Source organism: Salipiger abyssi (assembly GCF_001975705.1).
Classification (GTDB): domain Bacteria; phylum Pseudomonadota; class Alphaproteobacteria; order Rhodobacterales; family Rhodobacteraceae; genus Salipiger; species Salipiger abyssi.
In genome coordinates this window covers 3,339,232-3,360,295 of record NZ_CP015093.1, presented here as the reverse complement: position 1 = coordinate 3,360,295, position 21,064 = coordinate 3,339,232, and the positions used below count along the sequence as shown (strand labels likewise).

The window sequence follows — 21,064 nt, the reverse complement described above, 5'->3', positions numbered from 1 at the left end:
CGACATTGTCCTGAAAACCGAAACGATACCTGCGGCGCCGCAGGTATCGTTTTTTGTTTGCCCCATTTTTGCCAAAATCGCTTGTACTCCGGGCGCGCCCCTATAGCGTTGTAATTGTTGGTTGTTTTCTGGGGGTACGACGATGGAATGGTTTCTTGTTTTGATGGCGTCGCTGGTGGGCGCCGCGGTGATAGACTTTAGCGGGTCGTCGGACGACGACGAGGATGACGACACGCCGCGCGAAGACGACGTGATCGACGACACGCCCGAGGCTTCGGACGACGATCCCGACGATCCGGCGGAGACGCCCGACGATCCGGAGGATCCCGGCGACATGCCAGAGGATCCGGTCGCGGAGGATCCCGCCGCCACTTATGGCGACAGCTTCCAGCTTGCCGAACTCGATGACGGAACAAGCGTTCTCGTCGGCACCGACGGTGACGATACCCTGACGGATTACTGGGATCTCACGCCGGACGAACTGGCAGGCAACGCCGCAAGCCTGCTTGGCGGCGACGGCAACGACGACATCGACATTCATGACAACGGTTCTCTGCTACGGCCGGTCGGGCTCCGCGAGTTCACAGCCGACGGGCAGGCCGGCGACGACACGCTGCGCGCAATCAGCTATGAGAGCGGTATCATTCTGCGCGGCGGCGAGGGCGACGATACGCTCATCGGCGTAGCGGTCACGCTCTATGGCGATGACGGCGACGACTATCTCGAAAGCACCCCGTTCAACGGCGAAGAGTTCGGCATCCAGACCGTCGAGGGCGGCGCAGGGAACGATGTGATCAACGCGCTCGAAGGCTTCGCCGACATCGACGGCGGAACCGGCGACGATTATGTCGCGACCGGACACCACAGCACGGTGTCGGGGGGCGACGGGGAAGATTATTTCAGGGTTCTCGAACGGGATAACACCATCGACGGCGGCGATGGCAACGATACCATCTGGGCCGACCTGGATCTCGGTCCGCGCGAGACGCCCTATGCGACCATCGGCGGCAACATCTATGAGACCGAAACCGACTATGAGATCGCACTGACCGGCGGCGATGGCGAGGACGTGTTCGACATGTGGCTTTCGCTCGACCATGTGGACAGCGAGAACGACGAACCGATGGTGGTGGCACGGATCACGGATTTCGATCCCGCGGAGGACATGCTGCTGCTCAATCTTGACGTGAACAGCGTCACGCAGGGCGGCCTTGCACAGGATTACGACCATCTGCTGTCGTTGGGTTATGTCGACGGCATCGGCGCCCCGACACGAAACGAGTCCCTTGAGGTCAGCTCGATCGAGGTCGGCCCGGACGACGCCTATACCGACATTGTCCTGAGCGGCACCGGTTCGACACTGGAGGGGACCTACACGCGCGAGTTCATCCTCCGTGTCGAGGGTGTCGCCCTTGGCGAAGACGATTTCGCCGTTACGGTGCAGTAACAGCGGCCCGCCTCCCGGCATATGCGACCCTGTCGCCGGTCCGGTTGACCGGTTCGGCGATATCACGGTCCGGCGGCGCGGCGCGACGACGTGGCCCCTGCTTTCACCTTTCTCCAGATACCTCCCGCCGGAGGCATCCCGTATCGCAAAAAAGCGGCGCCCCGAATTCGGAGCGCCGCTTTCCACTCGTCCGGTATGAGCCGCAAAGGCCCACCGCACCGCTTAATTCGTGATGATCTCCGGCCCCATGAAGGTGGTCGGCAGCCAGGTCGAGATGACCGGGATATAGGTCACCATGATCAGGAAGACGAAGAGCACCGCGAGGAAGGGCAGCGCCGCGCGCACCACGTTCATCATCGGCATCCCCGCCACCCCGGAGGTCACGAAGAGGTTCAGGCCCACCGGCGGGGTGATCATGCCGATCTCCATGTTCACCACCATGATGATGCCCAAGTGAATCGGGTCGATGCCGAGCTCGATGGCGATGGGGAAGACCAGCGGCGCGACGATCACGATCAGGCCCGAGGGCTCCATGAACTGCCCGCCGATCAGCAGGATCACGTTGACGATCACCAGGAACATCACCGGCCCGAAGCCTGCGTTCAGCATCGCCGCGGCGATCTGCTGCGGGATCTGCTCGTCGGTCAGCACATGTTTGAGGATCAGCGCGTTGGCGATGATGAACATCAGCGTGATCGTCAGCTTGCCCGCATCGAAGAGCGTATCGCGGGTGTCGCGGTGGAAGAACGCGGTCACCAGCGCGATGGGCTTGCGCAGGAGCGGCAGGTTCGGTTCGCCGTCCCGGCCCGCCAGCGGCCCCATGTCGCAATAGACGAAATTGGCGATCAGGAAGGCATAGACGGCGGCGACGGCGGCGGCTTCGGTCGGGGTGAAGATCCCGCCATAGATCCCGCCGAGGATGATCACGATCAGGAATAGCCCCCAGAGCGCCTCGCGGCCCGATCGGAACACCTCGCCCCAGCCCAGCCACTCGCCTTTCGGCAGGCCGCGGAACCGCGCGATGAGATAGATCGTCAGCATCAGCATGGTGCCGGCCAGCAGCCCCGGAATGACGCCGGCGAGGAACATCCGCCCCACCGAGACATCGGTAGCCGAGGCATAGACCACCATCACGATGGAGGGCGGGATGAGAATGCCCAGCGTGCCCGCATTGGCGATGACGCCGGCGGCGAAATCCTTGCTGTACCCCACCTGCCGCATGCCGGCGATGACGATGGAGCCGATGGCGACCACGGTGGCCGGGCTCGACCCCGAGAGTGCCGCAAAGAGCATGCAGGCAAAGACCCCCGCGATGGCCAGGCCGCCGTGGAAATGCCCCACCAGCGCGATGGAGAAGCGGATGATCCGCCGCGCCACGCCGCCCGTCGACATGAAGGACGAGGCCAGGATGAAGAACGGGATCGCCAGCAGCGTGTAATGCCCTGCCATCGCCTGGAAAAAGCTCTGCGCCACCGAGGCCAGCGAGGTATCCGACAGCACCAGCAGGAAGAAGATCGACGACAGGCCCAGCGACACCGCAATGGGCACGCCGATCAGCATCAGCCCCACGACCGAGGCAAAGAGAAGAACGACATCCATGGTCTCAGTCCTCGCGGTTCAGATGGGCCACGTCTTCGACGGCGTCTTCCGCCTCGTGGCTGACGATCAGGCCGGTTTTCGCGCCGGTCCAGATCTGCCAACCGGCCTGGAGAAAGCGGAAGAGCAGCAGCGCGGCGCCGATCGGCAGGATGACATAGGGGATGAAGCGCGGCAGTTTTTCATAGGCCTCGCCTTCGTTGATCCAGGGCTCGATAAAGCGCAGCCACTCGGGCATGGGAATGTCCACCACCTCGTACCAGCTGCGATAGGAGGTGCGTGTCATCTCCTCCAGCCCGGTCGGGAACCAGCGACCGGTGGTCTGCGGCAGGTTGGCGAAATTCGCCCAATAGTCCCAGGCGCCCTTGAGCAGCAGCGCCGCGTAGAAGATGCAGGCCGCCGCCGCGATCAGCGCCAGCCCCCGGCGCACCGCCGGCGGCACAAGGTTGATCACCGCGTCCACGCCCAGATGCGCGGTGGTCTTCACCGCGTAGCTGATGCCGAACAGCACGAGCCAGGCAAAGAGGATCGAAACCGCCTCCAGCCCCCAGATCAGCCCGGTATTGAAGCCGTAGCGCAGCACCACATTGACGAAGGTGATCAGCGTCATCAGCCCGAGGATCACCGCGATGGCGGTCTCCTCCAGCTCGTTGACGAAGCGGCCCAGCATGGATCCGCCGTTAGAATGGCTAGACATCCCGTCCCCCAATCGCTCCGGGGCCCGCCCCCGGCTGTTGTCAGGATATGCGAAAAGGGTCCGGCCCCCTGTCCCAAGAGCCGGACCCGCCGTGTGTCACGGCGCGCTTACATCTGCTGCGCGTTGATCGCCTGCGCGGCGTCGATGTTTTCCTGGCCGACATCGTCGGTGAACTGCTCCCAGACCGGCTTCATCGCGTCGACCCAGGCCTGGCGCTGCTCCGGCGTCAGCTCGCGGATGGTGCCGCCGGCATCGAGGATGGCCTGGCGGTTGTCGGCATCCACCTCGGCGATGGCGGCGTTGCGCTCCTCGGTCACTTCCATGACGATTGTTTCGAGCTGGTCGCGCACGTCGTCGTCCAGGCTGTCCCACCAGTCGGCGGAGGTCACGACCATATAGTCGAGCAGCCCGTGATTGGTCTCGGTGATGCCGTCCTGCACCTCAAAGAACTTCTGGCCGTAGATGTTCGACCAGGTATTCGCCTGCCCGTCGACGACGCCGGTTTGCAGCGCGCCGTAGACCTCGGAGAAGGCCATCGGCTGCGGCGAGGCACCGAGCTGGGCGATCTGCGCTTTCAGCACTTCCGACGGCTGCACGCGGAATTTCAGCCCCTTGGCATCCTCGGGCAGCAGCAGCGGCTTGTTGGCCGAGAACTGCTTGAGCCCGTTATGCCAGAATCCCAGCCCCAGCAGGCCGCGGCGCAGCATGGATTCCTTCATCGCCTGGCCGGTCTCGGAGTTCTGGAACGCATCCACCGCGTCCATGTTCACGAACATGAAGGGCAGATCGAAGATCCGGAACACCTTGGTGAACTGCTCGAATTTCGACAGCGAGGGCGCGGCCATCTGCACGTCGCCGTTCAGCATCGCCTCCAGCACCTGGTCGTCATTGTAGAGCGTCGAGTTGGGATAGACCTCCATGCAGGCCACGCCGTCCATCTCGGCATTGACGCGCTCCTGAAGCAGCGTCGCGGCGATGCCCTTGGGGTGCTTGTCGGTATTGGTGACATGGCTGAACTTGATCACGATCTCGCCATCGTCACAGGCCGCCATGGCACCCGTCGCGCCGGCTGTGAGCAAAGCGGCGGTGGCGCAGGCGGTCATCAGAAACGTCTTCATCGGTATCCTCCCGAATATGTACCTGTCAGGGCCCGCTCCCCTGCGAGCCCTTCGCCGCACACAAGACCGCCCTGCGCAAAACGCATCAAGTGTGCGTGATCACCCTGCGGCAACGCGCGGGTTTTTATATTCATACCATATAGTTACAAAGATACCCTCGCATCGCCTCCGGATCCGCAGCTCGAATACGTGCGAAATCCCGCACATGGAATTGCCAGTGATGTGCGGATTTCCGCACACCGCCATGGCTGGCGAATCTCCCGGCCTGCGCGCAGGATGCGCGCCATGGAACCCGACCGTCACGACCGCATCATCGCCTTCATGGCCGAGGCCGAGCACCTCAAGGCCACCTTCCGCTCGTCGCAGACCAGCGCCGGGCGGCCCGAGAGCGTGGCCGAGCACAGCTGGAGCCTCTGCCTGCTGGCGCTGCTCACCGAACCCGAAAGCGGCGTCGATTTCGCCCAGCTGCTGCGGCTCTGCATCGTGCACGATCTCGGCGAGGCGATCTCCGGCGACGTGCCGGCGATCCATCAGAGCCCCGATGACGACAAGACCGCCCGCGAACGCGCCGATCTCGCCACGCTGACAGAGGGGCTGCCCGAGGATCTGCGCAGCCGCATCCGCGCGCTCTGGGAGGAATACGAGGCCGGCGAAAGCGCCGAGGCGCGCATGGCCAAGGGGCTCGACAAGCTGGAAACCATGATGCAGCACCTCACCGGCCCGCAGCATGATGCGTTCGATTACGGCTGGAATCTCGGCTACGGCACGAAATGGACCGCCGGCACCGAGATGCTGCGCAGCCTGCGCGCCAAGGTCGATGCGCGCACCCGCGACGCCGCCTCCTGACCCCGGCCCCTTCATCTTTCCGCCAAATACTCACCGCCGGTCCCGCCGAAGAGGCCCCGCAAGGGGCGATGAGGCCGCCCGCTAGCGGAACGCCTCCGGCTTCAGCCCGTATTTCGCCAGCTTGTCGTAAAACGTCTTGCGCGGCAGCTTCAGCGTCTCCGCCGCCGCGCTCGCCTGCCCGCCGGTGCGTTTCAGCGCATCCGCCAGCAGCGAGCGCTCGACCTGCGCCAGCCGCTCCGCCAGCCCCAGCCCCTCGCCGCCGGCCTCGCCCTCGCCGAGCCCCAGCACAAAGCGCATCGCCGCCGACATCAGCGAGCGCGCATTGCCCGGCCAGTCCCGCGCCATCAGACCGGCGATCACCTCCTCGCCGATTTCCGGTTCCGGCAGCCCCGCCTGCTCCGCCGCCTGCGCCACGTAATGGCGGAACAGCACCGGAATGTCCTGCGGCCGCTCCGCCAGTGCCGGGATGCGCAGTTGCATCACCTCCAGCCGATAGAACAGCTCCGCCGAGAACCGCCCTTCCGCCACCGCGTGCGACAGATCCTCCACCGTGCCGGCGATGAGCCGCGCACCGCCCGCCTCCAGCGCGTCCAGTAGCGCGAGCTGCGTGTCCACTGGCAACTGCCCGATCTCATCGAGAAACAGCGTGCCGCCCGCACAGCTCTGCCAGTGCCGCGCCAGATCCTCGCGCCCCAGCCCCGCCGCCGAGCGCTTCTCGAACGGCCCCTTGGCGCGGGACGAACACAGATGCACCACCTCCGCCACTTTCGACACGCCCGAGCCCGGCGCGCCGCGCACCAGCACATCCGTCCCCGCCCGCGCCGCCGCGCGCACCTGCCGCCGCATCGCCTCGGACAGCTCGGAGGTGCCGAAGATCATCCGCGCCGCCGGATCTCCGGTCTCCAGCTGCGCCTTGAGGCGGCGGTTTTCCAGCACCAGCCCGCGGGTGCGCAGCGCCCGCTCGATCACCGAGATCAGATCCGCCGGCGCGCAGGGCTTTTCCAGAAAATCGAACGCCCCCGCCGACATCGCCCGCACCGCCATGGGAATGTCGCCCTCGCCGGTCAACAGGATCACCGGCAGTTCTGCGTCCTGTTCATGCGCATAATCCAGCAGGTAGAACCCGTCGCGCCCCGGCATGCGGATGTCCGAGACGATCACCCCCTCGAAATGCCGCCCGATCAGATCCTTGGCCTCGACGAAACTGCCCGCCGTCACCGCGTCGAACTCCGCCAGCTCCAGCGTCTGGCCAAGCGCCTCGCGCACCGCCGCGTCGTCGTCGACCAGAAGCACCCTGCGCACGCTCATGCGATCTCCCTCGCCTGCTGCAGCTCGATGGTGAAGAGGGCGCCGCCCTCCACGTTCTCGCCGCGCAGCTTTCCGCCAAATCCCTCGACGATGCCATAGGAGATCGACAGGCCCAGCCCCATGCCCTCCTCGGCGCCCACCTCCTTGGTGGAGTAGAACGGGTCAAAAATGCGCGACAGATCGGCAATGCCCGGCCCGGTGTCGCGCACCGTCAGCCGCACGAGACCCGCCGCATCGTCGGGCGCGATCCGGATGGTGATGCGGCGCGTCTCGCGCCCGGCCATCGCCTCCATCGCGTTCGAAAGCAGGTTCACCACCACCTGCCCCAGCCGCACCTCGCCCGCCATCACCACCGTGGCCCGGTCCGGACGCTGCCAGTCGATCTCGGTGCCGCTCTGCTCGATGCGGCGCGCCAGCACCTCCAGCGCGCTTTCCACCACCGCGGCGAGCCCGACGCGGCGCGCGGGCTCGGGCGCGGCCTTGGCGAAGGCGCGCAGGTTCTTGATGATCCGCCCCATGCGGTTCGCCATGTCCGAGATCCGCCCGAGATTCTCCGCCGCGCGCTCCGCCCGTCCGCGTTCGAGAAAGGCCGCGCCGTTCTCGGCAAAGCTGCGGATCGCCATCAGCGGCTGGTTCAGCTCATGGCTGATGCCGGCGCTCATCTTGCCCAGAGCCGAGAGCTTGGAGGCCTGCACCAGCTCCGCCTGCGCCCGTTTCAGCGCCGCCTCCGCCTCCTGCCGCTCGGCGATCTCGCGGCGCAGCGCCACGTTGCTCTGCTCCAGCGCCCTCGTGCGCGCCGAGACCCGCGCCTCCAGCACCTGATTGGCCTCCGCCAGCGCCCGGCGCCGCTCCAGCGCCAGCCAGAGCAGCATGCCGAAGAACAAAAGCCCGCCGCCACCACCGCCGCCTGAAGCGCCGCCAGCCGCGCCGCCGGCGCCACATCCACCAGCAGCACGCCGGTCATGCCGATCACCGGCAGATCCGCCTCGAGCCGCAGCGCCCGCGCCGGGATATAGGGGGAAAACCGCTGCGCCCAGACGGTGTAGCCGCCCGGGCGGCGCACCTGTACCTCGCGCGGCGCGCCCTCGGCAGAGACCAGAGTCGCCGCGCCCTCGCGGCGCCAGCCCAGCAGTTCGGAGCGGTTGGTGGCAAAGACCTCGCCGCCGCGATCCACGAACAGCACCGCCGGCAGCGAGCCGCGCCAGTCCCGTTCGAGCCGCGCCACATCGACCACCACCACCAGCGCGCCGCGCACCTGCCCGTCATCGGAAAAGCTGGGGGCTGCGAAATAGAACGCCCGCGCCACCCCGGCAGGCCCCGGCCCATGGGCCACCCCAAGCGCCCCGTCGAAGGCACGGCGCAGCGGCTCGCCCGCGCGCACCCAGTCGGGCAGCCCGGCCTCGGAGGCCGCCAGCACCTGGCCGTCGCGGTCGAGATAGGCCGCCAGCACCGCGCCGGAACGGTCGGCGGCGCGCAGCAGCATCGTCCCCGCCTCGGCCCGCGAACCGCCGTCATGCAGCGCCACAAGCGCCGGGTGATCCGCCGAGAGCACCGCGAATTCGCGAAACCGCTGCAACTGGGTGACCAGCCGGTCGGAGGCAAGCTCCAGATCGCTCTGCCCGCGCGCCGCGACCGGCCCCAGCGCCTGAACATAGGCCGAGCGCCCCACGACGCCGGCCAAAGCGGCGGTGGCAGCGAGCGCCAGTATCACGAGCGCCGCGCGGCTCTGGAGAAATCCCCGTCTCATGGCAAAGACATAGCAACCCCGCTCTTGTCAGGAAAGCGCCCCGGGGGCAGGGTCGCGCGCATGCGGCGCTTTTCCCAATCCCCCACCGATCCGGGCTTTGTGCAGGATCCCTACCCGTTCTACCACCGGATGCGCGCGGGCGGCGATCTGGGCTACTGGGACGAGTATGGCATGGTCTGCGCGGTCTCGCACCGGGCGGTGCAGGCGCTGCTGCGCGACCGCCGCTTCGGACGCGAGATCCCCGCCGAGCAGGCCCGGCCCATCCCCGAGCATCTCGCCCCCTTCTACGCCATCGAGGCGCATTCCATGCTGGAGCTGGAGGCGCCGCGCCACACGCGGCTGCGCGGCCTGGTGCTGCGCGCCTTCACCAGCCGCCGCATCGCCGCGCTGGGGCCGGAGATCGCGGCGCTGGCGCATGGGCTCATCGACGCCTTTCCGGACGGCCCCGTCGATCTGCTGCCGGCCTTCTGCCAGCCGATCCCGGTGATCGTGATCGCGCGCCTCCTGGGCGTGCCCGACGCCATGGCGCCGCAGCTTCTGGCCTGGTCCAACGCCATGGTGGCGATGTATCAGGCCCGCCGCAGCCGCGCCATCGAAGACGCCGCCGCCCAGGCCGCCGCCGATTTCGCGACCTTCCTCAGCGACTATATCGCAGAGCGCCGCAGATCCCCGCGAGACGACCTGCTCTCGCAACTGATCGCGGCGGAGGAACAGGGCGACCGGCTCTCCACCGAGGAGCTGATCGCCACCTGCGTGCTGCTCCTGAATGCCGGGCACGAGGCCACCGTCCACACCATGGGCAACGGTATCAAGACGCTGCTGGAAACCGGCCATCCGATCACGGCGGAGAGCGCCGCGCCGGTCTGCGAAGAGATCCTGCGCCACGACGCGCCGCTGCATCTCTTCACCCGCTATGCCTATGAGACGGCAGAGCTTTTCGGCCACAGGTTTGCGCGCGGCGACCGGTTGGCGCTGCTGCTGGGGGCGGCCAACCGCGATCCGGCGGTCTATGCCGACCCCGACCGCTTCGCCCCCACGCGCGAGGCCAGGCCACATCACGGCTTTGGCGGCGGGCCGCATTTCTGCGTCGGTGCGCCGCTGGCGGGTCTGGAATTGCAGACAGCACTACCGATCCTCTTCGCGCGCCTGCCCGGGCTGCGCCTGGGCGAACCGCCGCGCTATGCCGATCTCTACCATTTCCACGGGCTGGAGCGGCTCCTCGCCGAGAGCTGAGCCGCCTCAGCGGTCGGAATGGCCGAGATCCTTTTCCGGCGCGATGGCGTCGCGCAGCCGGCGCTTGATCTCCTTGGGTTCGGGAAAGCCGCCGTCGCGCTTGCGCTCCCAGAGCAGCGTGCCGTCGACCGAGATCTCATAGACCCCGCCATAGCCCGGCACCAGCGTCACCCCGCCCAGCTCTTCGCCAAAGGTCTGGAGCAGCTCCTGCGCCATCCAGCCGGCGCGCAAGAGCCAGTTGCAGCCGGTACAATAGGTGATGCTCACGCGGGGTTTTGCAGATGTCTCGCTCATGCGCGCACCCTGCCCCGCGCAGCGCCGCATCGCAAGCGCTGGCCTTACACCGGCAGCGCCGTCGTCGCCTTGATCTCCTCCATCGACAACAGCGCCGTGACGTTATGCACCTTCACCTCGGAAATCAGCGACTGGTAGAACACGTCATAGGCGCGCGCGTTCGGCACCCGCACCTTGAGGATATAGTCGATATCGCCCGCCAGCCGGTGCGCCTCCATCACCTCGGGCCGGGCGCGCACCGCGTTGAGAAAGCGCTGCTGCCAGTCGGAATCGTGCTCGGAGGTGCGGATCAGCACAAAGAAACAGGCCTCGAAGCCCAGCTTGTCCGGATCGGCGATCACCACCTGCGGCCCGATGATGCCGGCCTCGCGCAGCTTTCGAATCCGGGTCCAGACCGGGGTCTTGGACGAGCCCACCGCGCGGGCGATATCGTCGAGCGAACGACCCGCGTCCTGCTGAAGCTCGCGAAGGATTTTCCGGTCGGTCGCGTCGATCTGCATCGGCTTTCTCCATATTGCGGCGCAGCGAGATATATTTCCGTACCACGGCGCGTGAGCAGAACAAAGTTCTTAGTGCAGCGCCCCTCCTAGCCAGAAAGCGGGACAATATCCTATATTTAGGCGAACACATCACCCAAGCGCGGAGCCGTCCCCATGGCACGACCCCAGACCCTTCTGCCCCAGGGCCACGTGGCCTTTGTCGGCGCCGGCCCCGGCGACCCGGAGCTGCTGACCCTGCGCGCCATGCGGCTGATCGGGGCCGCCGAGGTGCTGCTGCACGACCAGCTCGTGCCGCAGGAGATCCTCGATCTCGCGTCAGAGAGCGCAACCCTGGTGCCGGTCGGCAAGAAGGGCTTCGGCCCCTCGATGAAACAGGACGCGATCAACGCGCTGATCATCGGGCACGCCCGGGGCGGCGCCCGCGTGGTGCGTCTGAAATCCGGCGATCCCGGCGTCTTCGGCCGGCTCGACGAAGAAACCGAGGCGCTCGACGCCGCCGGCATCCCCTATCATGTCACCCCCGGCCTCACCGCCGCCACCGCCGCCGCAGCGAGCCTCGGCGTCTCGATGACCAGACGCGGGCGCAACAGCGATCTGCGGCTGCTCACCGGGCATGACGTCAGGGGCTTTGCCGAACAGGACTGGCGCACGCTCGCCCGCCCCGGCGCGGTGGCCGCGATCTATATGGGCAAGCGCGCCGCGCGCTTCCTGCAAGGCCGGCTGATGATGCATGGCGCCGACCCGATGACCCCGGTCACCGTGGTGGAGAACGCCTCGCGCGCCGACGAGCGCCAGCTGCCCGCCACCCTCGCCACACTCGCCGCCACGCTCGAGGCGGCCCAGCTCGACGGGCCCGCCGTGCTGCTGCTGGGGCTCGCCCCGCAGGCCGCGCGCGCCGCCGCAATCGCAAGACAGGAGGTTTCCTGATGCCCAAGCCCTTCACCCCGAAGGTGGTCACCGCCAACGCGCTGCTCGAGGGCGACGTGATCTATCTCGCCGCCGATGACAGCTGGGTGCGCTCGCTGTCGCAGGCCGAGGTGCTGACCGACGAGGCCGTGGCCCAGATCCGGCTGCTGGACGCCTCGGCGCGCCAGGCCGAGGCGGTCGGCGTCTACCTCGCCGATGTGGCACCGAGCGACGAGGGTCCGCAGACCACGCATTTCCGCGAGACGTTCCGCGCCACCGGCCCGTCCAACTACGCGCATGGCAAACAGGCCGAGGGCTGAGCCGCGCGCCAAATCTTTTCGAAAAGATTTGCAAATTCCTTGAAAGGAATTTGCGGGGAGACAGACGAGATGTACCGCTACACAGATTTTGACACAGCCTTCGTTGCCGAGCGCAACCGCCAGTTCCGTCAGCAGGTGGAGCGCCGCATCGCGGGCCATCTCACCGAGGACGAATTCAAGCCGCTGCGCCTGATGAACGGGCTCTATCTCCAGTTGCATGCCTATATGCTGCGCGTCGCCATCCCCTATGGCACGCTGAACAGCGCGCAGATGGATCAGCTCGCCCTGCTGGCGGAGAAATGGGACAAGGGCTACGGCCATTTCACCACCCGCCAGAACATCCAGTACAACTGGCCGAAGCTGCGCGACGTGCCCGATATGCTCGACGCGCTGGCCGAGGTCGGCATGCACGCCATCCAGACTTCCGGCAACACGATCCGCAACGTGACCGCCGATCATTTCGCCGGCGCCGCAGCCGACGAGATCGCCGATCCGCGCCCGGTGGCCGAGCTCTTGCGGCAATGGTCGACCGACCACCCGGAATTCCAGTTCCTGCCGCGCAAGTTCAAGATCGCCGTGACCGGCAGCCCCAATGACCGCGCGGTGATCAAGGCGCATGATATCGGCATCCAGGTCGTCGAGCGCGAAGGCCGCATCGGCTACCGCGTGCTGGTCGGCGGCGGGCTCGGCCGTACCCCGATGATCGGCAAGGAGCTGACGGAATTCGTGCCGCTCGCCGAGCTGCTGCCCTTTGTCGAGGCCACCGTCTCGGTCTGGAACCTGCTCGGCCGGCGCGACAACAAGTACAAGGCGCGCATCAAGATCACCGTGCACGAGCACGGCATCGACGAGATCCGCCGCCTGGTCGAGGACCGCTTCGCCGAGACCAGGCAGGCCTTCAACGGCGCCGATCTGGAGCTCTTCGACGAGATCGCCGCGCAGTTCCAGCCGCCGGCCTTCCGCAACGTGCCGACCGACGCCTATGACAGCGCCTATGAGGCCGACCCGGTGTTCCGCGCCTGGGCCGACACCAATCTCTGGGATCACAAGGCGCCGGGCTATGCCATTGCGCAGATCAGCCTCAAGCCGCACGGGCAAACCCCGGGCGACGCCACCGCCGATCAGATGCGCGTCATGGCCGATCTCGCCCGCCGCTTCGGCCATGACGAGCTACGCATCTCCCACGAGCAGAACGTGGTGCTGCCGCATGTGCACAAATCCGACCTGCCCGAGGTCCACAAGATCCTCAAGGCGCACGGGCTCGCCACCGCCAATATCGGGCTGATCTCGGATATCATCGCCTGCCCGGGCATGGATTACTGCGCGCTCGCCACCGCGCGCTCGATCCCCATCGCGCAGGAGATCGCCACCCGTTTCGACGAGCTCAAGATCGAGCACGAGATCGGCGATCTCAAGATCAAGATCTCCGGCTGCATCAATGCCTGCGGCCACCACCATGTGGGCCATATCGGCATTCTCGGACTCGACCGCGCCGGCGTGGAGAACTATCAGATCACCCTGGGCGGCGATGCCACCGAGACCGCCAGCCTCGGCACCCGCACCGGGCCCGGCTTCTCGGCGGAAGAGATCGTGCCCGCAGTCGAGCGCGTTGTGCAGGCCTATCTGGAACATCGCGAAAGCCCCGAAGAGCCGTTCCTCGCCGCCTATCGCCGTCTCGGCATGGCGCCGTTCAAGACCGCGCTCTACGGTGAGGAAACCGGCAAGAAGGCAAGGGCGGCCTGAGCGCATGACCTTTCATCTTTCTGCAAATACTCCCGCCGGAGGCGCGCCCGCGCGCAGCGTCGAGGAGTTGCGGGACCTGCATGGCCGGGTCGATGCGCTGAATGCGCGCTACCGGCATCACGGCGCGGTCTCGGTGCTCGAGGGCGCCCTGCGCGACCCCGAGGCCGGGCAGATCGCGCTGGTCTCCTCCTTCGGCGCGGAATCGGTGGTGCTGCTGCATCTGGTGGCCATGGTCGAGCGCAAGACGCCGGTGCTGTTCATCGACACCCGGCTGCTCTTTCCCGAGACGCTGGCCTATCAGCAGGAGGTGGCCGAGCGGCTGCAGCTTCAGGATCTGCGCGTGTTGCGCACCGACGAGATGCTGCTGCGCGAGCGCGACCCGAATGACGACCTGCGCCTGACCAGCACCGATGCCTGCTGCGCGCTGCGCAAGACCGTGCCGCTGGAACAGGCGCTTCAGGGCTTCGACGGCTGGATCACCGGGCGCAAGCGCTTTCAGTCGACCACCCGCGCGGCGCTGGAATTCTTCGAGCTCGAAGAGGAAACCGGCCGCATCAAGGTCAATCCGCTGGCGCATTGGGCGCCCGAGGATGTGCGCGCCTATATGGACGAGAACCGCCTGCCCCGGCACCCGCTGGTGGCCAGGGGGTATCCGTCGATCGGCTGTGCGCCCTGCACCTCGCCGGTGGCCGAGGGCGAAGACCCGCGCGCCGGGCGCTGGCGCGGCGAGGACAAACAGGAATGCGGCATCCATTTCGTCAATGGCCGCATGGTGCGGCCCGGCGAGGATGCCGAAGAAACCAAAGGACCGAGCACATGAGCGTTATCGTGACTGATGCGGGCTTCGGCCCCGACGACTGGGATCAGGACCGGGAGGGTGCCACGCTCGACCTGGCCTCCGACACCGATCCGGCGGCGCTGGAGATCGCTCCGGGCGTCGAGATGATCCGCATCGACTTTCCCAGCTTCGCCGACGGGCGCGGCTTTACCCTGGCGCGGCTGCTGCGGCTACGCGGCTATGACGGACGGCTGCGCGCGCGCGGCCATGTGATCGCCGATCAATACACCATGGCGCGCCGCGCGGGGTTTGACGATGTCGAAATCTCCGACGAGCTGGCCGCGCGCCAGCCCGAGGCGGACTGGCAGTTCCGATCAAATTGGCGGCAACACGACTATCAAAGCCGTCTGCGCGGTTAAGTCGCCTTTCAAAATCATATAATACACCCTAGAAAAGGACTCGGGTTTCGTTTGTGTGCGAACGATAGGCATGCACGCGCCCGAGACATCAGCCATGACCGAGATGACGCCCGTGACCGACACCAACGCCAACGCCGCCAATGCCGAAGCGCCGAAAAAGATGGTGCTGCCCGATGCCCAGACCGTCACAGCGGTCAAGCACTGGACCGACCGCCTGTTCTCGTTCCGCGTGACGCGCCCCGCGTCGCTGCGCTTCCGCTCGGGCGAATTCGTGATGATCGGCCTGATGGGCGATCCGCACCCCGAGACCGGCAAGCAGAAGCCGCTGCTGCGCGCCTATTCCATTGCCTCCCCCTCCTGGGACGAAGAGCTGGAATTCTACTCGATCAAGGTGCAGGACGGCCCGCTGACCTCGAAGCTCCAGCACATCAAGGTGGGCGACCAGATCATCCTGCGGCCCAAGCCCGTGGGCACGCTGGTGCATGACGCTCTGCTGCCCGGCAAGCGCATCTGGTTCTTCGCCACCGGCACCGGTTTCGCCCCCTTCGCCTCGCTGCTGCGCGAGCCGCAGACCTATGAGGATTACGACGAGGTCATCATCACCCATACCTGCCGCGAGGCGGGCGAGCTGCAATACGGCGCCGAGCTGATCGAAAGCCTCAAGGACGACGAGCTGCTGAACGAGGTGATCGGCGAGGGCTTCTGGAAGAAGATCAAGTATTACCCCACCACCACCCGCGAAGAGAGCGCCAAGATGGGCCGCATCACCGATCTGATGCGCTCGGGTGAGGCCTTTGCCGATTTGGGGGTGGAGCCGCTCAATGCCGAAACCGACCGCGCGATGATCTGCGGCAACCTCGCCTTCAATCTCGAACTGAAAGAGATGCTGGAGGATTACGGGCTGGAGGAAGGCGCCAATTCCGATCCCAAGCATTACGTGGTGGAAAAGGCCTTCCTCGACTGAGGACATATCGCTGCCCAAGAAAAAACGCCGCGCAAGGAATTGCGCGGCGTTTGTCGTTTGACGCTTTGCGGCGTCTTACATGCCCAGCTGCTCACGCAGCTTTTCAAGCGCGGCTTCGAGCAGCGCGGGATTGTCGCGCACCTGCTCAAGCGTCGTCTTCGTGGTGGCCTTCACGACCGGGCTAAGGTCGGAATTATCCACATAGTCGATGACGCGGTCGTAATCGAACCCGTCGACGGTGAGCATCTCGGGCGCATCGGCAGCGCTCTCTTCCGTTGCGGCAGTCGCCGCCTCGCCGGTCTCGGTCGCTTCTGCGGCGCTGTCAGCGGCGCCTTCGGTTGCCTCGGTGGCATCGTCGACCACGGTGTCGGCCGCGCTTTCGGCGCTTTCGGCAGCGTCTTCGGCCATTTCGGCCGCGCCTTCAGCCGTCTCGGCGGCGGTGTCGGAGGCGGCATCCGCAGCGTTCTCTGCCGCGGTTTCCGCGCTGTCCGCAGCCTCGGCAGCCGCATCGGTCGCCTGGGCGGCAGCTTCCGCGGCCTCCTCGGTGGCGGTGTCTTCGGCGCCGGTGATGCTCTCGATCATATCCTCGGCAGCCTCATTGACCGCGTCCACGGCATCGCCTGCGGTGTCGGCGGCGGCTTCGCCTGCCTCTTCGGCAGCGTTGGCGGCATCTTCCACGGCCTCACGCACCGCATCCGCCGCCTCATTCGCGGCAGCCTCGGCCTGCGCAGCCGCGTCACTGGCGGCCTCGGCAGCATTGTCCACCGCCTCTTCTGCCGTCTCGGTGGCGGTCTCTGCGGCGTCCGACATATCGTCTGCGGCGTCCTCGACGGTCTCTTCGGCTGCGGTTTCGGCCTCTTCCACTTCCACCGGCGCCGCTTCCGTTTCGCTCATGTCCTCTCCGGACGGCACGCCTTGCAGTGTCCAGGCGATCCCGCCCAGGACGACCAGCGCGACAAGAACAAGAATCAGTTTCTTCATATTGTATTGCCCCCTTCTATGGCTTGCGCGGCAGCGGTTCCTGCCCCTTGAGTTCCCGGATGTGCATTGCGGTTGCATGGAGTACAAGGGGAACTCGCGTGCCATAGGCATGGTTCCGCGGATTTGGCGCTTGAAACACCGAAGGGCCAAGCTTATTTTGCGCCTCCAAAGTCTTCACGGAAAAAGGACCGATACCATAGCCCGCAGACCTCACAACGCGCCCCCCACGCGCGACACCGGCCCCCGCGTCAACGACCGTATCCGGGCCCCCGAAATCCGCCTGATCGGCGCCGAGGGCGAAAACCTGGGCGTTCAGCAGCCGCGCCGTGCGATGGAACTCGCAGAGCAGGCGGGGCTGGATCTTGTCGAGATCTCGCCCAACGCGAATCCGCCCGTCTGCAAGATCATGGATTTCGGCAAGTTCAAATACGAACAGCAGAAGCGGGAATCCGAAGCCCGCAAGAAGCAGAAGATCATCGAGGTCAAAGAGGTCAAGTTCCGCCCCGGCACGGACACGCACGACTATGACGTCAAGATGCGTAACGTCTTCAAATTCCTCGAAAATGGCGACAAGGTAAAGATCACCCTGCGGTTCCGCGGCCGCGAGATGGCGCACCAGAATCTCGGGCGCGAACTGCTCGAGCGCGTGGCCGAGGACGTCAAGGATCTGGGCAAGGTCGAGAACATGCCCAAGATGGAAGGCCGCCAGATGATCATGATGATCGGACCGCTCGCCAAATAAGCGCCGAGCCCCTGGCAAAAGGAACGACCCGCCGCATCGCCGGCGGGTTTTCTTTTTTGCAGGGCACCCCGTCGCTGCTCCGGGCACGGCGCGTGGCGCCGCCCGTCAGATGCCCCGCGCGGCCACCTGCCCTGCGCGGGGAATCAGCCTTCGCGCGGGCGCGGGCGCGAGGGCGGTTCCTTGAGCAGACCGCCCACCCCCATGCCCATGATGTCGCGCGAGGTCACCTCGACACCGCAGAGAATGCGCTCCAGCACCCAGTCGGCGCCGTTCAGCGCCGGCGAGCGGGCGCATCCCGGCAGGCCGATCACCGGCTTGCCGCCGATCTCGCCGAAAAACAGCAGGTTGCCCGGATCCACCGGCATGCCGAAATGGGTGACGGTCCCGCCCGCCGCGCGCAGCGCCTCGGGGGCGGTGTCGTGCAGATCCGAGGTCGCCGAGCCGGTCAGGATCAGCACAACCTCCGCCGGCGAGGCGGCAATCGCCGCCGCCAGCGCGGCGCTGTCATGCGGCACCTCGGCGCCCTGGGTCGGCTCAACGCCCATCCGCGTCAGCCGCGCCTCGACCGAGCGGCGGCCCTTGTCGGGATGCGGTTTGCCGCCGATCACCGTCTCGATGAGCTGCGCCGAGCCGTAGCGCACCGGGCGCAGGCGCAGCGCATCGGAGGCCGCCTTGCACGCCGCTTCCAGCGCCGCGCCGGGCACCGCGTAGGAGATGATCTTGATCGTCGCCACCATGCCGCGCGAGGGCAGCCGCGCCCAGGGGCGCAGCGTCGCGACGGTGATCATCGGATGTATCGCATTCACCGCGTCGATGCGGGCGGCGTCGATCTCGATCACCCCGATGCGCTCGCTGAAGAGGTTCACCCGCCCCGTCGCCGCCTTGCCGAGCCGCAGTCCCGCCGCCTCCGGATCGGGCACCAGCGCCCGCGCCAGCCGCGCGGCGGCGTCGTCCTCGCCCACATCGCCGGGCGCCAGCCGCGCTACCACCAGCTCGCGCAGCCCCGCCGCCTCGATCCGCGCCAGATCCTCCGCCGCGATCACCCTGCCCTTGCGCAGCCGCCCGTCCGGCAGCTCGACGGAATGCGCCAGTACGCCGCCAACCGCATCGGCCAGGGGAACGGGGCCGAATTTCATGCGCCCTTCCTCAGCACCCGGGTCATCTCGGCAAGGATCGACACGGCGATCTCCGAGGGGCCGGAGGCGCCGATATCGAGCCCAACCGGCCCGTGGATGCGCGCGATCTCTGCCTCGGAGAACCCGGCCTCTGTCAGCCGCGCCACGCGCTTGGCATGGGTGCGGGTGGAGCCGAGCGCGCCGATATAGAAGCAGTCCGAGCGCAGCGCCAGCTCCAGCGCCGGATCGTCGAGCTTGGGGTCGTGGGTCAGCAGCACCAGCGCGGTGCGCCCGTCGAGCCCGAGCTTTTCCACCGCCTCGTCGGGCCAGTCGTTGAGCAGCGTCTCGCCGGGAAAGCGGGAGTCTGCGCCGAAGGTCTCGCGCGGGTCGACAATGGCGGGGTCGTAGCCGGCGATCTTGGCCATCGGCACCAGTGCCTGGGCGATATGCACCGCGCCCACCACGATCAGCCGCAGCGGCGGGTTGTGGATGGCGACGAATGTCCGACTCTCCTCCTCGAACCCCGAGCGATCCATGCGGAAGCGCGTCTCGTGACCGGTGCTGTCGAGCCGCCGCGCGCCGCTGTCGAGATCGGCCACATAGGCCACCGCCCGCCGCGCCGCGCGCTCGGCGCAGAGCCCGGCCAGCAGCGCCTCGGGCAGCACCTTGCCCACCGGCTCGACCAGCACCCGGATGGTGCCGCCGCAGGCCAGACCCACGGCAAAGGCATCCTGATCGGAGACGCCGAATTCCAGCTCGCGCGCGGCGCCCTCCTCCAGCGCCTCCAGCGCCTCGACGATCACCGCGCCCTCGACGCAGCCGCCAGAGACCGAGCCCTCGATCTCGCCCGCGCCCGACACCACGAGCTGCGCGCCGACACGGCGGGGCGCCGAGCCCCATGTCTCGATCACCGTTGCCAGAACCGCGCCCCTGCCGTCGCGATGCCAGGCCAGCGCCGTCTCGGGAATTGTGTTGACTGTGGTCATGACCGGTCCTCCCACCGATATCTCCGGCGCGCAGCGCGCCGCTGTTCTGTCGCCCGCCGCCTCAGCCGCGCTGAAACACCGCCGAGACCTCGGCGCGGATGATCCGGGCGATCTGGGCGCAATCCTCGGGACTGAAGGTCAGCGGCAGGCGCATGTCAACGATCCCGGCCAGCACCCGGTCGGTCGCCGGCAGCGCCTCGGTCTCGGCGTAGCGCCAGGAATCGTAGCGTGAGGTAAAGGCCACGGGCTCGGCCCCGCCGAACCATTTCAGCTCCACCCCGCGCGCGGCGCAGCGCGCCAGCACCTCCTGAAGCGCCTCAGGCGCCCAGTCGAGCAGCAGGACCTGGATAGAGGAGCCGACATAGGTCTCGCGCGGGTCGCGCGCGATGAGGGTCAGCCCGGGCACGCCGCGCAGCCCCTCCTCGACCACGCGATAACGCTCGTTCCAGCGCGCCACCTGCTCGTCGAGCGTGCGCAGCTGCGGCCGCAGGATCGCGGCGCGCAGATTGTCCATGCGGCCCGAAACGTTGGGCGTGTGGTATTTCACCCGCTCGAACACCTCCGGCCCCGGCGCCGCAAGATGCCGCTCATACAGCATGTAGGAGCCCGAGAGGATCACCGCCCGCGCGGCGATCTCCTCGTCATCAGTGACGAGAAAGCCGCCCTCGCCGGAATTCATATGCTTGTAGGTCTGGGTCGAATAGCAGCCCACCGCGCCGTGCCGCCCGGAGGGCACGCCGTCCCAGGCGGCGCCCATGGTGTGGGCACAATCTTCGATCACCGTGACGCCAGCCTCGTCGCACATCGCCATCAGCCGGCCCATGTCGCAGATATGGCCGCGCATATGGCTGAGCATCAGCACGCGGGCGCGGTCGAGCTTGGCCGCCAGATCGTCGAGATCGATCACCAGATCCTCGGTCACGCCGACAAAGACCGGCTCCGCGCCGACCGAGGCGATGGCTCCGGGCACCGGCGCCAGCGTGAAGGCGTTGGTCAGCACCCGGTCGCCGGGCTGCACGCCCACCGCACGCAGCGCGCATCCCAGCGCATAACCGCCCGACGCCACCGCCAGCGCAAAGCGCGCGCCGGTCATCGCGGCGAATTCCTGCTCCAGCAGCGCGGTCTCGGAAAGCTCGCCCGGGGCGACGTTGTAGCGATGCAGCCGCCCGTGGCGCAAAACCGAAAGCGCCGCCGCGATGCCCTCTTCGGGGATCGGCTCCTGCTGGGTGAAACTGCCGGTAAAGCGCTCTTCCATGCGTCTTACATGCGCCCGCGCGCCGCCCGCGTCAATCCGCGCCGCACCGGAGATTTTTCGTACGAAAAA

Annotated in this window: 22 protein-coding genes; 10 read left to right on the top strand and 12 right to left on the bottom strand. The window is 67.0% G+C overall.

From position 1 onward, the window contains the following. Nucleotides 1-142 precede the first annotated feature (142 nt). Nucleotides 143-1,447 carry a calcium-binding protein gene (locus tag Ga0080574_RS19920; protein WP_076703607.1) on the top strand — a complete coding sequence of 435 codons (1,305 nt, stop codon included), beginning with the start codon at nucleotides 143-145 and terminating at the stop codon, nucleotides 1,445-1,447. 222 nt (nucleotides 1,448-1,669) lie between these two features. On the opposite strand, the gene Ga0080574_RS19915 is transcribed toward Ga0080574_RS19920, so the two are convergent. The 3 genes from Ga0080574_RS19915 to Ga0080574_RS19905 all read right to left on the bottom strand — a co-directional run bounded on the left by Ga0080574_RS19915 (nucleotide 1,670) and on the right by Ga0080574_RS19905 (nucleotide 4,858). After that, nucleotides 1,670-3,046, bottom strand: a complete 1,377-nt coding sequence (locus tag Ga0080574_RS19915) for a TRAP transporter large permease (RefSeq protein ID WP_076703605.1) — start codon at nucleotides 3,044-3,046, stop codon at nucleotides 1,670-1,672. A 4-nt stretch (nucleotides 3,047-3,050) separates the two neighbouring features. Beyond that, nucleotides 3,051-3,740, bottom strand: a complete 690-nt coding sequence (locus Ga0080574_RS19910; RefSeq protein WP_076703603.1) for a TRAP transporter small permease — start codon at nucleotides 3,738-3,740, stop codon at nucleotides 3,051-3,053. A gap of 107 nt (nucleotides 3,741-3,847) precedes the next feature. Beyond that, nucleotides 3,848-4,858 (bottom strand): TRAP transporter substrate-binding protein, encoded by a 1,011-nt coding sequence (locus tag Ga0080574_RS19905; protein ID WP_076703601.1) that lies wholly within the window; start codon nucleotides 4,856-4,858, stop codon nucleotides 3,848-3,850. Nucleotides 4,859-5,143: 285 nt separating this feature from the next. Here Ga0080574_RS19905 and Ga0080574_RS19900 point away from each other — a divergent pair, with 285 nt between their 5' ends. Next, the gene (locus Ga0080574_RS19900) at nucleotides 5,144-5,704 is read left to right on the top strand and encodes an HD domain-containing protein (protein ID WP_076703598.1); all 561 of its coding nucleotides are present in this window, start codon (nucleotides 5,144-5,146) and stop codon (nucleotides 5,702-5,704) included. Between the two features lie 81 nt (nucleotides 5,705-5,785). On the opposite strand, the gene Ga0080574_RS19895 is transcribed toward Ga0080574_RS19900, so the two are convergent. The 3 genes from Ga0080574_RS19895 to Ga0080574_RS26995 form a co-directional block, all read right to left on the bottom strand. Further along, nucleotides 5,786-7,012, bottom strand: coding sequence for a sigma-54-dependent transcriptional regulator (locus Ga0080574_RS19895; protein WP_076703596.1), 1,227 nt, complete (start codon nucleotides 7,010-7,012; stop codon nucleotides 5,786-5,788). Further along, nucleotides 7,009-7,635: a sensor histidine kinase gene (locus tag Ga0080574_RS27000; protein ID WP_237219396.1), complete on the bottom strand. Its 627-nt coding sequence runs from the start codon at nucleotides 7,633-7,635 to the stop codon at nucleotides 7,009-7,011. Before Ga0080574_RS27000 ends, Ga0080574_RS19895 begins: the two co-directional genes overlap by 4 nt. 92 nt (nucleotides 7,636-7,727) lie before the next feature. Further along, a complete protein-coding gene (locus Ga0080574_RS26995; RefSeq protein ID WP_237219294.1) occupies nucleotides 7,728-8,759 on the bottom strand; it encodes a cache domain-containing protein in 1,032 nt (343 codons plus the stop codon). 60 nt (nucleotides 8,760-8,819) lie between these two features. Here Ga0080574_RS26995 and Ga0080574_RS19885 point away from each other — a divergent pair, with 60 nt between their 5' ends. Beyond that, the gene (locus Ga0080574_RS19885) at nucleotides 8,820-9,992 is read left to right on the top strand and encodes a cytochrome P450 (RefSeq protein ID WP_076703594.1); all 1,173 of its coding nucleotides are present in this window, start codon (nucleotides 8,820-8,822) and stop codon (nucleotides 9,990-9,992) included. A 6-nt stretch (nucleotides 9,993-9,998) separates the two neighbouring features. On the opposite strand, the gene Ga0080574_RS19880 is transcribed toward Ga0080574_RS19885, so the two are convergent. Together Ga0080574_RS19880 and Ga0080574_RS19875 are read right to left on the bottom strand one after the other, a co-directional pair. Beyond that, nucleotides 9,999-10,286: an Rdx family protein gene (locus Ga0080574_RS19880; protein ID WP_076706074.1), complete on the bottom strand. Its 288-nt coding sequence runs from the start codon at nucleotides 10,284-10,286 to the stop codon at nucleotides 9,999-10,001. Nucleotides 10,287-10,330: 44 nt separating this feature from the next. Then, nucleotides 10,331-10,786 carry an Lrp/AsnC family transcriptional regulator gene (locus Ga0080574_RS19875; protein WP_076703592.1) on the bottom strand — a complete coding sequence of 152 codons (456 nt, stop codon included), beginning with the start codon at nucleotides 10,784-10,786 and terminating at the stop codon, nucleotides 10,331-10,333. Between the two features lie 153 nt (nucleotides 10,787-10,939). On the opposite strand from Ga0080574_RS19875, the gene cobA reads away from it, so the two are divergent. The 6 genes from cobA (at nucleotide 10,940) to Ga0080574_RS19845 (ending at nucleotide 15,916) form a co-directional block, all read left to right on the top strand. Next, a complete protein-coding gene (gene cobA, locus Ga0080574_RS19870) occupies nucleotides 10,940-11,713 on the top strand; it encodes a uroporphyrinogen-III C-methyltransferase (protein ID WP_076703590.1) in 774 nt (257 codons plus the stop codon). Then, nucleotides 11,713-12,012, top strand: coding sequence for a DUF2849 domain-containing protein (locus Ga0080574_RS19865; protein WP_076703588.1), 300 nt, complete (start codon nucleotides 11,713-11,715; stop codon nucleotides 12,010-12,012). The genes cobA and Ga0080574_RS19865 overlap by 1 nt, the downstream gene beginning before the upstream one ends. Before the next feature lie 69 nt (nucleotides 12,013-12,081). Next, the gene (locus tag Ga0080574_RS19860) at nucleotides 12,082-13,755 is read left to right on the top strand and encodes a nitrite/sulfite reductase (RefSeq protein ID WP_076703586.1); all 1,674 of its coding nucleotides are present in this window, start codon (nucleotides 12,082-12,084) and stop codon (nucleotides 13,753-13,755) included. Nucleotides 13,756-13,759: 4 nt separating this feature from the next. Continuing rightward, nucleotides 13,760-14,575 (top strand): phosphoadenylyl-sulfate reductase, encoded by an 816-nt coding sequence (locus tag Ga0080574_RS19855; protein ID WP_083716908.1) that lies wholly within the window; start codon nucleotides 13,760-13,762, stop codon nucleotides 14,573-14,575. Then, nucleotides 14,572-14,952: a DUF934 domain-containing protein gene (locus Ga0080574_RS19850; RefSeq protein ID WP_076703584.1), complete on the top strand. Its 381-nt coding sequence runs from the start codon at nucleotides 14,572-14,574 to the stop codon at nucleotides 14,950-14,952. Before Ga0080574_RS19855 ends, Ga0080574_RS19850 begins: the two co-directional genes overlap by 4 nt. Before the next feature lie 94 nt (nucleotides 14,953-15,046). Further along, the gene (locus Ga0080574_RS19845) at nucleotides 15,047-15,916 is read left to right on the top strand and encodes a ferredoxin--NADP reductase (RefSeq protein ID WP_076706072.1); all 870 of its coding nucleotides are present in this window, start codon (nucleotides 15,047-15,049) and stop codon (nucleotides 15,914-15,916) included. A 75-nt stretch (nucleotides 15,917-15,991) separates the two neighbouring features. Here Ga0080574_RS19845 and Ga0080574_RS19840 read toward each other — a convergent pair whose 3' ends face one another. Next, on the bottom strand, nucleotides 15,992-16,897 hold the full coding sequence (locus tag Ga0080574_RS19840) for a hypothetical protein (RefSeq protein WP_076703582.1): 906 nt from the start codon (nucleotides 16,895-16,897) through the stop codon (nucleotides 15,992-15,994). 109 nt (nucleotides 16,898-17,006) lie between these two features. Between Ga0080574_RS19840 and infC the strand changes: the two genes are divergently transcribed. After that, nucleotides 17,007-17,639, top strand: a complete 633-nt coding sequence (gene infC, locus Ga0080574_RS19835) for a translation initiation factor IF-3 (protein ID WP_335743513.1) — start codon at nucleotides 17,007-17,009, stop codon at nucleotides 17,637-17,639. A 143-nt stretch (nucleotides 17,640-17,782) separates the two neighbouring features. Here the strand turns inward: infC and Ga0080574_RS19830 are convergent, their stop codons facing one another. From Ga0080574_RS19830 to Ga0080574_RS19820, 3 genes are all read right to left on the bottom strand, one after another. Then, nucleotides 17,783-18,775, bottom strand: a complete 993-nt coding sequence (locus Ga0080574_RS19830) for a molybdopterin-binding protein (protein WP_076703580.1) — start codon at nucleotides 18,773-18,775, stop codon at nucleotides 17,783-17,785. After that, nucleotides 18,772-19,740, bottom strand: coding sequence for an XdhC family protein (locus tag Ga0080574_RS19825; RefSeq protein ID WP_076703578.1), 969 nt, complete (start codon nucleotides 19,738-19,740; stop codon nucleotides 18,772-18,774). The genes Ga0080574_RS19830 and Ga0080574_RS19825 overlap by 4 nt, the downstream gene beginning before the upstream one ends. A 61-nt stretch (nucleotides 19,741-19,801) precedes the next feature. Further along, nucleotides 19,802-20,995 carry a DegT/DnrJ/EryC1/StrS family aminotransferase gene (locus tag Ga0080574_RS19820; RefSeq protein WP_076703576.1) on the bottom strand — a complete coding sequence of 398 codons (1,194 nt, stop codon included), beginning with the start codon at nucleotides 20,993-20,995 and terminating at the stop codon, nucleotides 19,802-19,804. Nucleotides 20,996-21,064: the final 69 nt, after the last annotated feature.

Bases quoted from the DNA above. Each gene is read 5' to 3' on its own strand.
- Ga0080574_RS19920 (WP_076703607.1), top strand. From the start codon at position 143: ATGGAATGGTTTCTTGTTTTGATGGCGTCGCTGGTGGGCGCCGCGGTG.
- Ga0080574_RS19910 (WP_076703603.1), bottom strand. From the start codon at position 3,740: ATGTCTAGCCATTCTAACGGCGGATCCATGCTGGGCCGCTTCGTCAAC.
- Ga0080574_RS19850 (WP_076703584.1), top strand. From the start codon at position 14,572: ATGAGCGTTATCGTGACTGATGCGGGCTTCGGCCCCGACGACTGGGAT.
- Ga0080574_RS26995 (WP_237219294.1), bottom strand. From the start codon at position 8,759: ATGAGACGGGGATTTCTCCAGAGCCGCGCGGCGCTCGTGATACTGGCG.
- Ga0080574_RS19895 (WP_076703596.1), bottom strand. From the start codon at position 7,012: ATGAGCGTGCGCAGGGTGCTTCTGGTCGACGACGACGCGGCGGTGCGC.
- Ga0080574_RS19885 (WP_076703594.1), top strand. From the start codon at position 8,820: ATGCGGCGCTTTTCCCAATCCCCCACCGATCCGGGCTTTGTGCAGGAT.
- Ga0080574_RS19900 (WP_076703598.1), top strand. From the start codon at position 5,144: ATGGAACCCGACCGTCACGACCGCATCATCGCCTTCATGGCCGAGGCC.
- Ga0080574_RS19840 (WP_076703582.1), bottom strand. From the start codon at position 16,897: ATGAAGAAACTGATTCTTGTTCTTGTCGCGCTGGTCGTCCTGGGCGGG.
- Ga0080574_RS19865 (WP_076703588.1), top strand. From the start codon at position 11,713: ATGCCCAAGCCCTTCACCCCGAAGGTGGTCACCGCCAACGCGCTGCTC.
- Ga0080574_RS19915 (WP_076703605.1), bottom strand. From the start codon at position 3,046: ATGGATGTCGTTCTTCTCTTTGCCTCGGTCGTGGGGCTGATGCTGATC.
- Ga0080574_RS19860 (WP_076703586.1), top strand. From the start codon at position 12,082: ATGTACCGCTACACAGATTTTGACACAGCCTTCGTTGCCGAGCGCAAC.
- Ga0080574_RS19875 (WP_076703592.1), bottom strand. From the start codon at position 10,786: ATGCAGATCGACGCGACCGACCGGAAAATCCTTCGCGAGCTTCAGCAG.
- Ga0080574_RS19825 (WP_076703578.1), bottom strand. From the start codon at position 19,740: ATGACCACAGTCAACACAATTCCCGAGACGGCGCTGGCCTGGCATCGC.
- Ga0080574_RS27000 (WP_237219396.1), bottom strand. From the start codon at position 7,635: ATGGCGATCCGCAGCTTTGCCGAGAACGGCGCGGCCTTTCTCGAACGC.
- Ga0080574_RS19905 (WP_076703601.1), bottom strand. From the start codon at position 4,858: ATGAAGACGTTTCTGATGACCGCCTGCGCCACCGCCGCTTTGCTCACA.
- Ga0080574_RS19845 (WP_076706072.1), top strand. From the start codon at position 15,047: ATGACCGAGATGACGCCCGTGACCGACACCAACGCCAACGCCGCCAAT.
- infC (WP_335743513.1), top strand. From the start codon at position 17,007: ATGGTTCCGCGGATTTGGCGCTTGAAACACCGAAGGGCCAAGCTTATT.
- Ga0080574_RS19855 (WP_083716908.1), top strand. From the start codon at position 13,760: ATGACCTTTCATCTTTCTGCAAATACTCCCGCCGGAGGCGCGCCCGCG.
- cobA (WP_076703590.1), top strand. From the start codon at position 10,940: ATGGCACGACCCCAGACCCTTCTGCCCCAGGGCCACGTGGCCTTTGTC.
- Ga0080574_RS19820 (WP_076703576.1), bottom strand. From the start codon at position 20,995: ATGGAAGAGCGCTTTACCGGCAGTTTCACCCAGCAGGAGCCGATCCCC.
- Ga0080574_RS19880 (WP_076706074.1), bottom strand. From the start codon at position 10,286: ATGAGCGAGACATCTGCAAAACCCCGCGTGAGCATCACCTATTGTACC.
- Ga0080574_RS19830 (WP_076703580.1), bottom strand. From the start codon at position 18,775: ATGAAATTCGGCCCCGTTCCCCTGGCCGATGCGGTTGGCGGCGTACTG.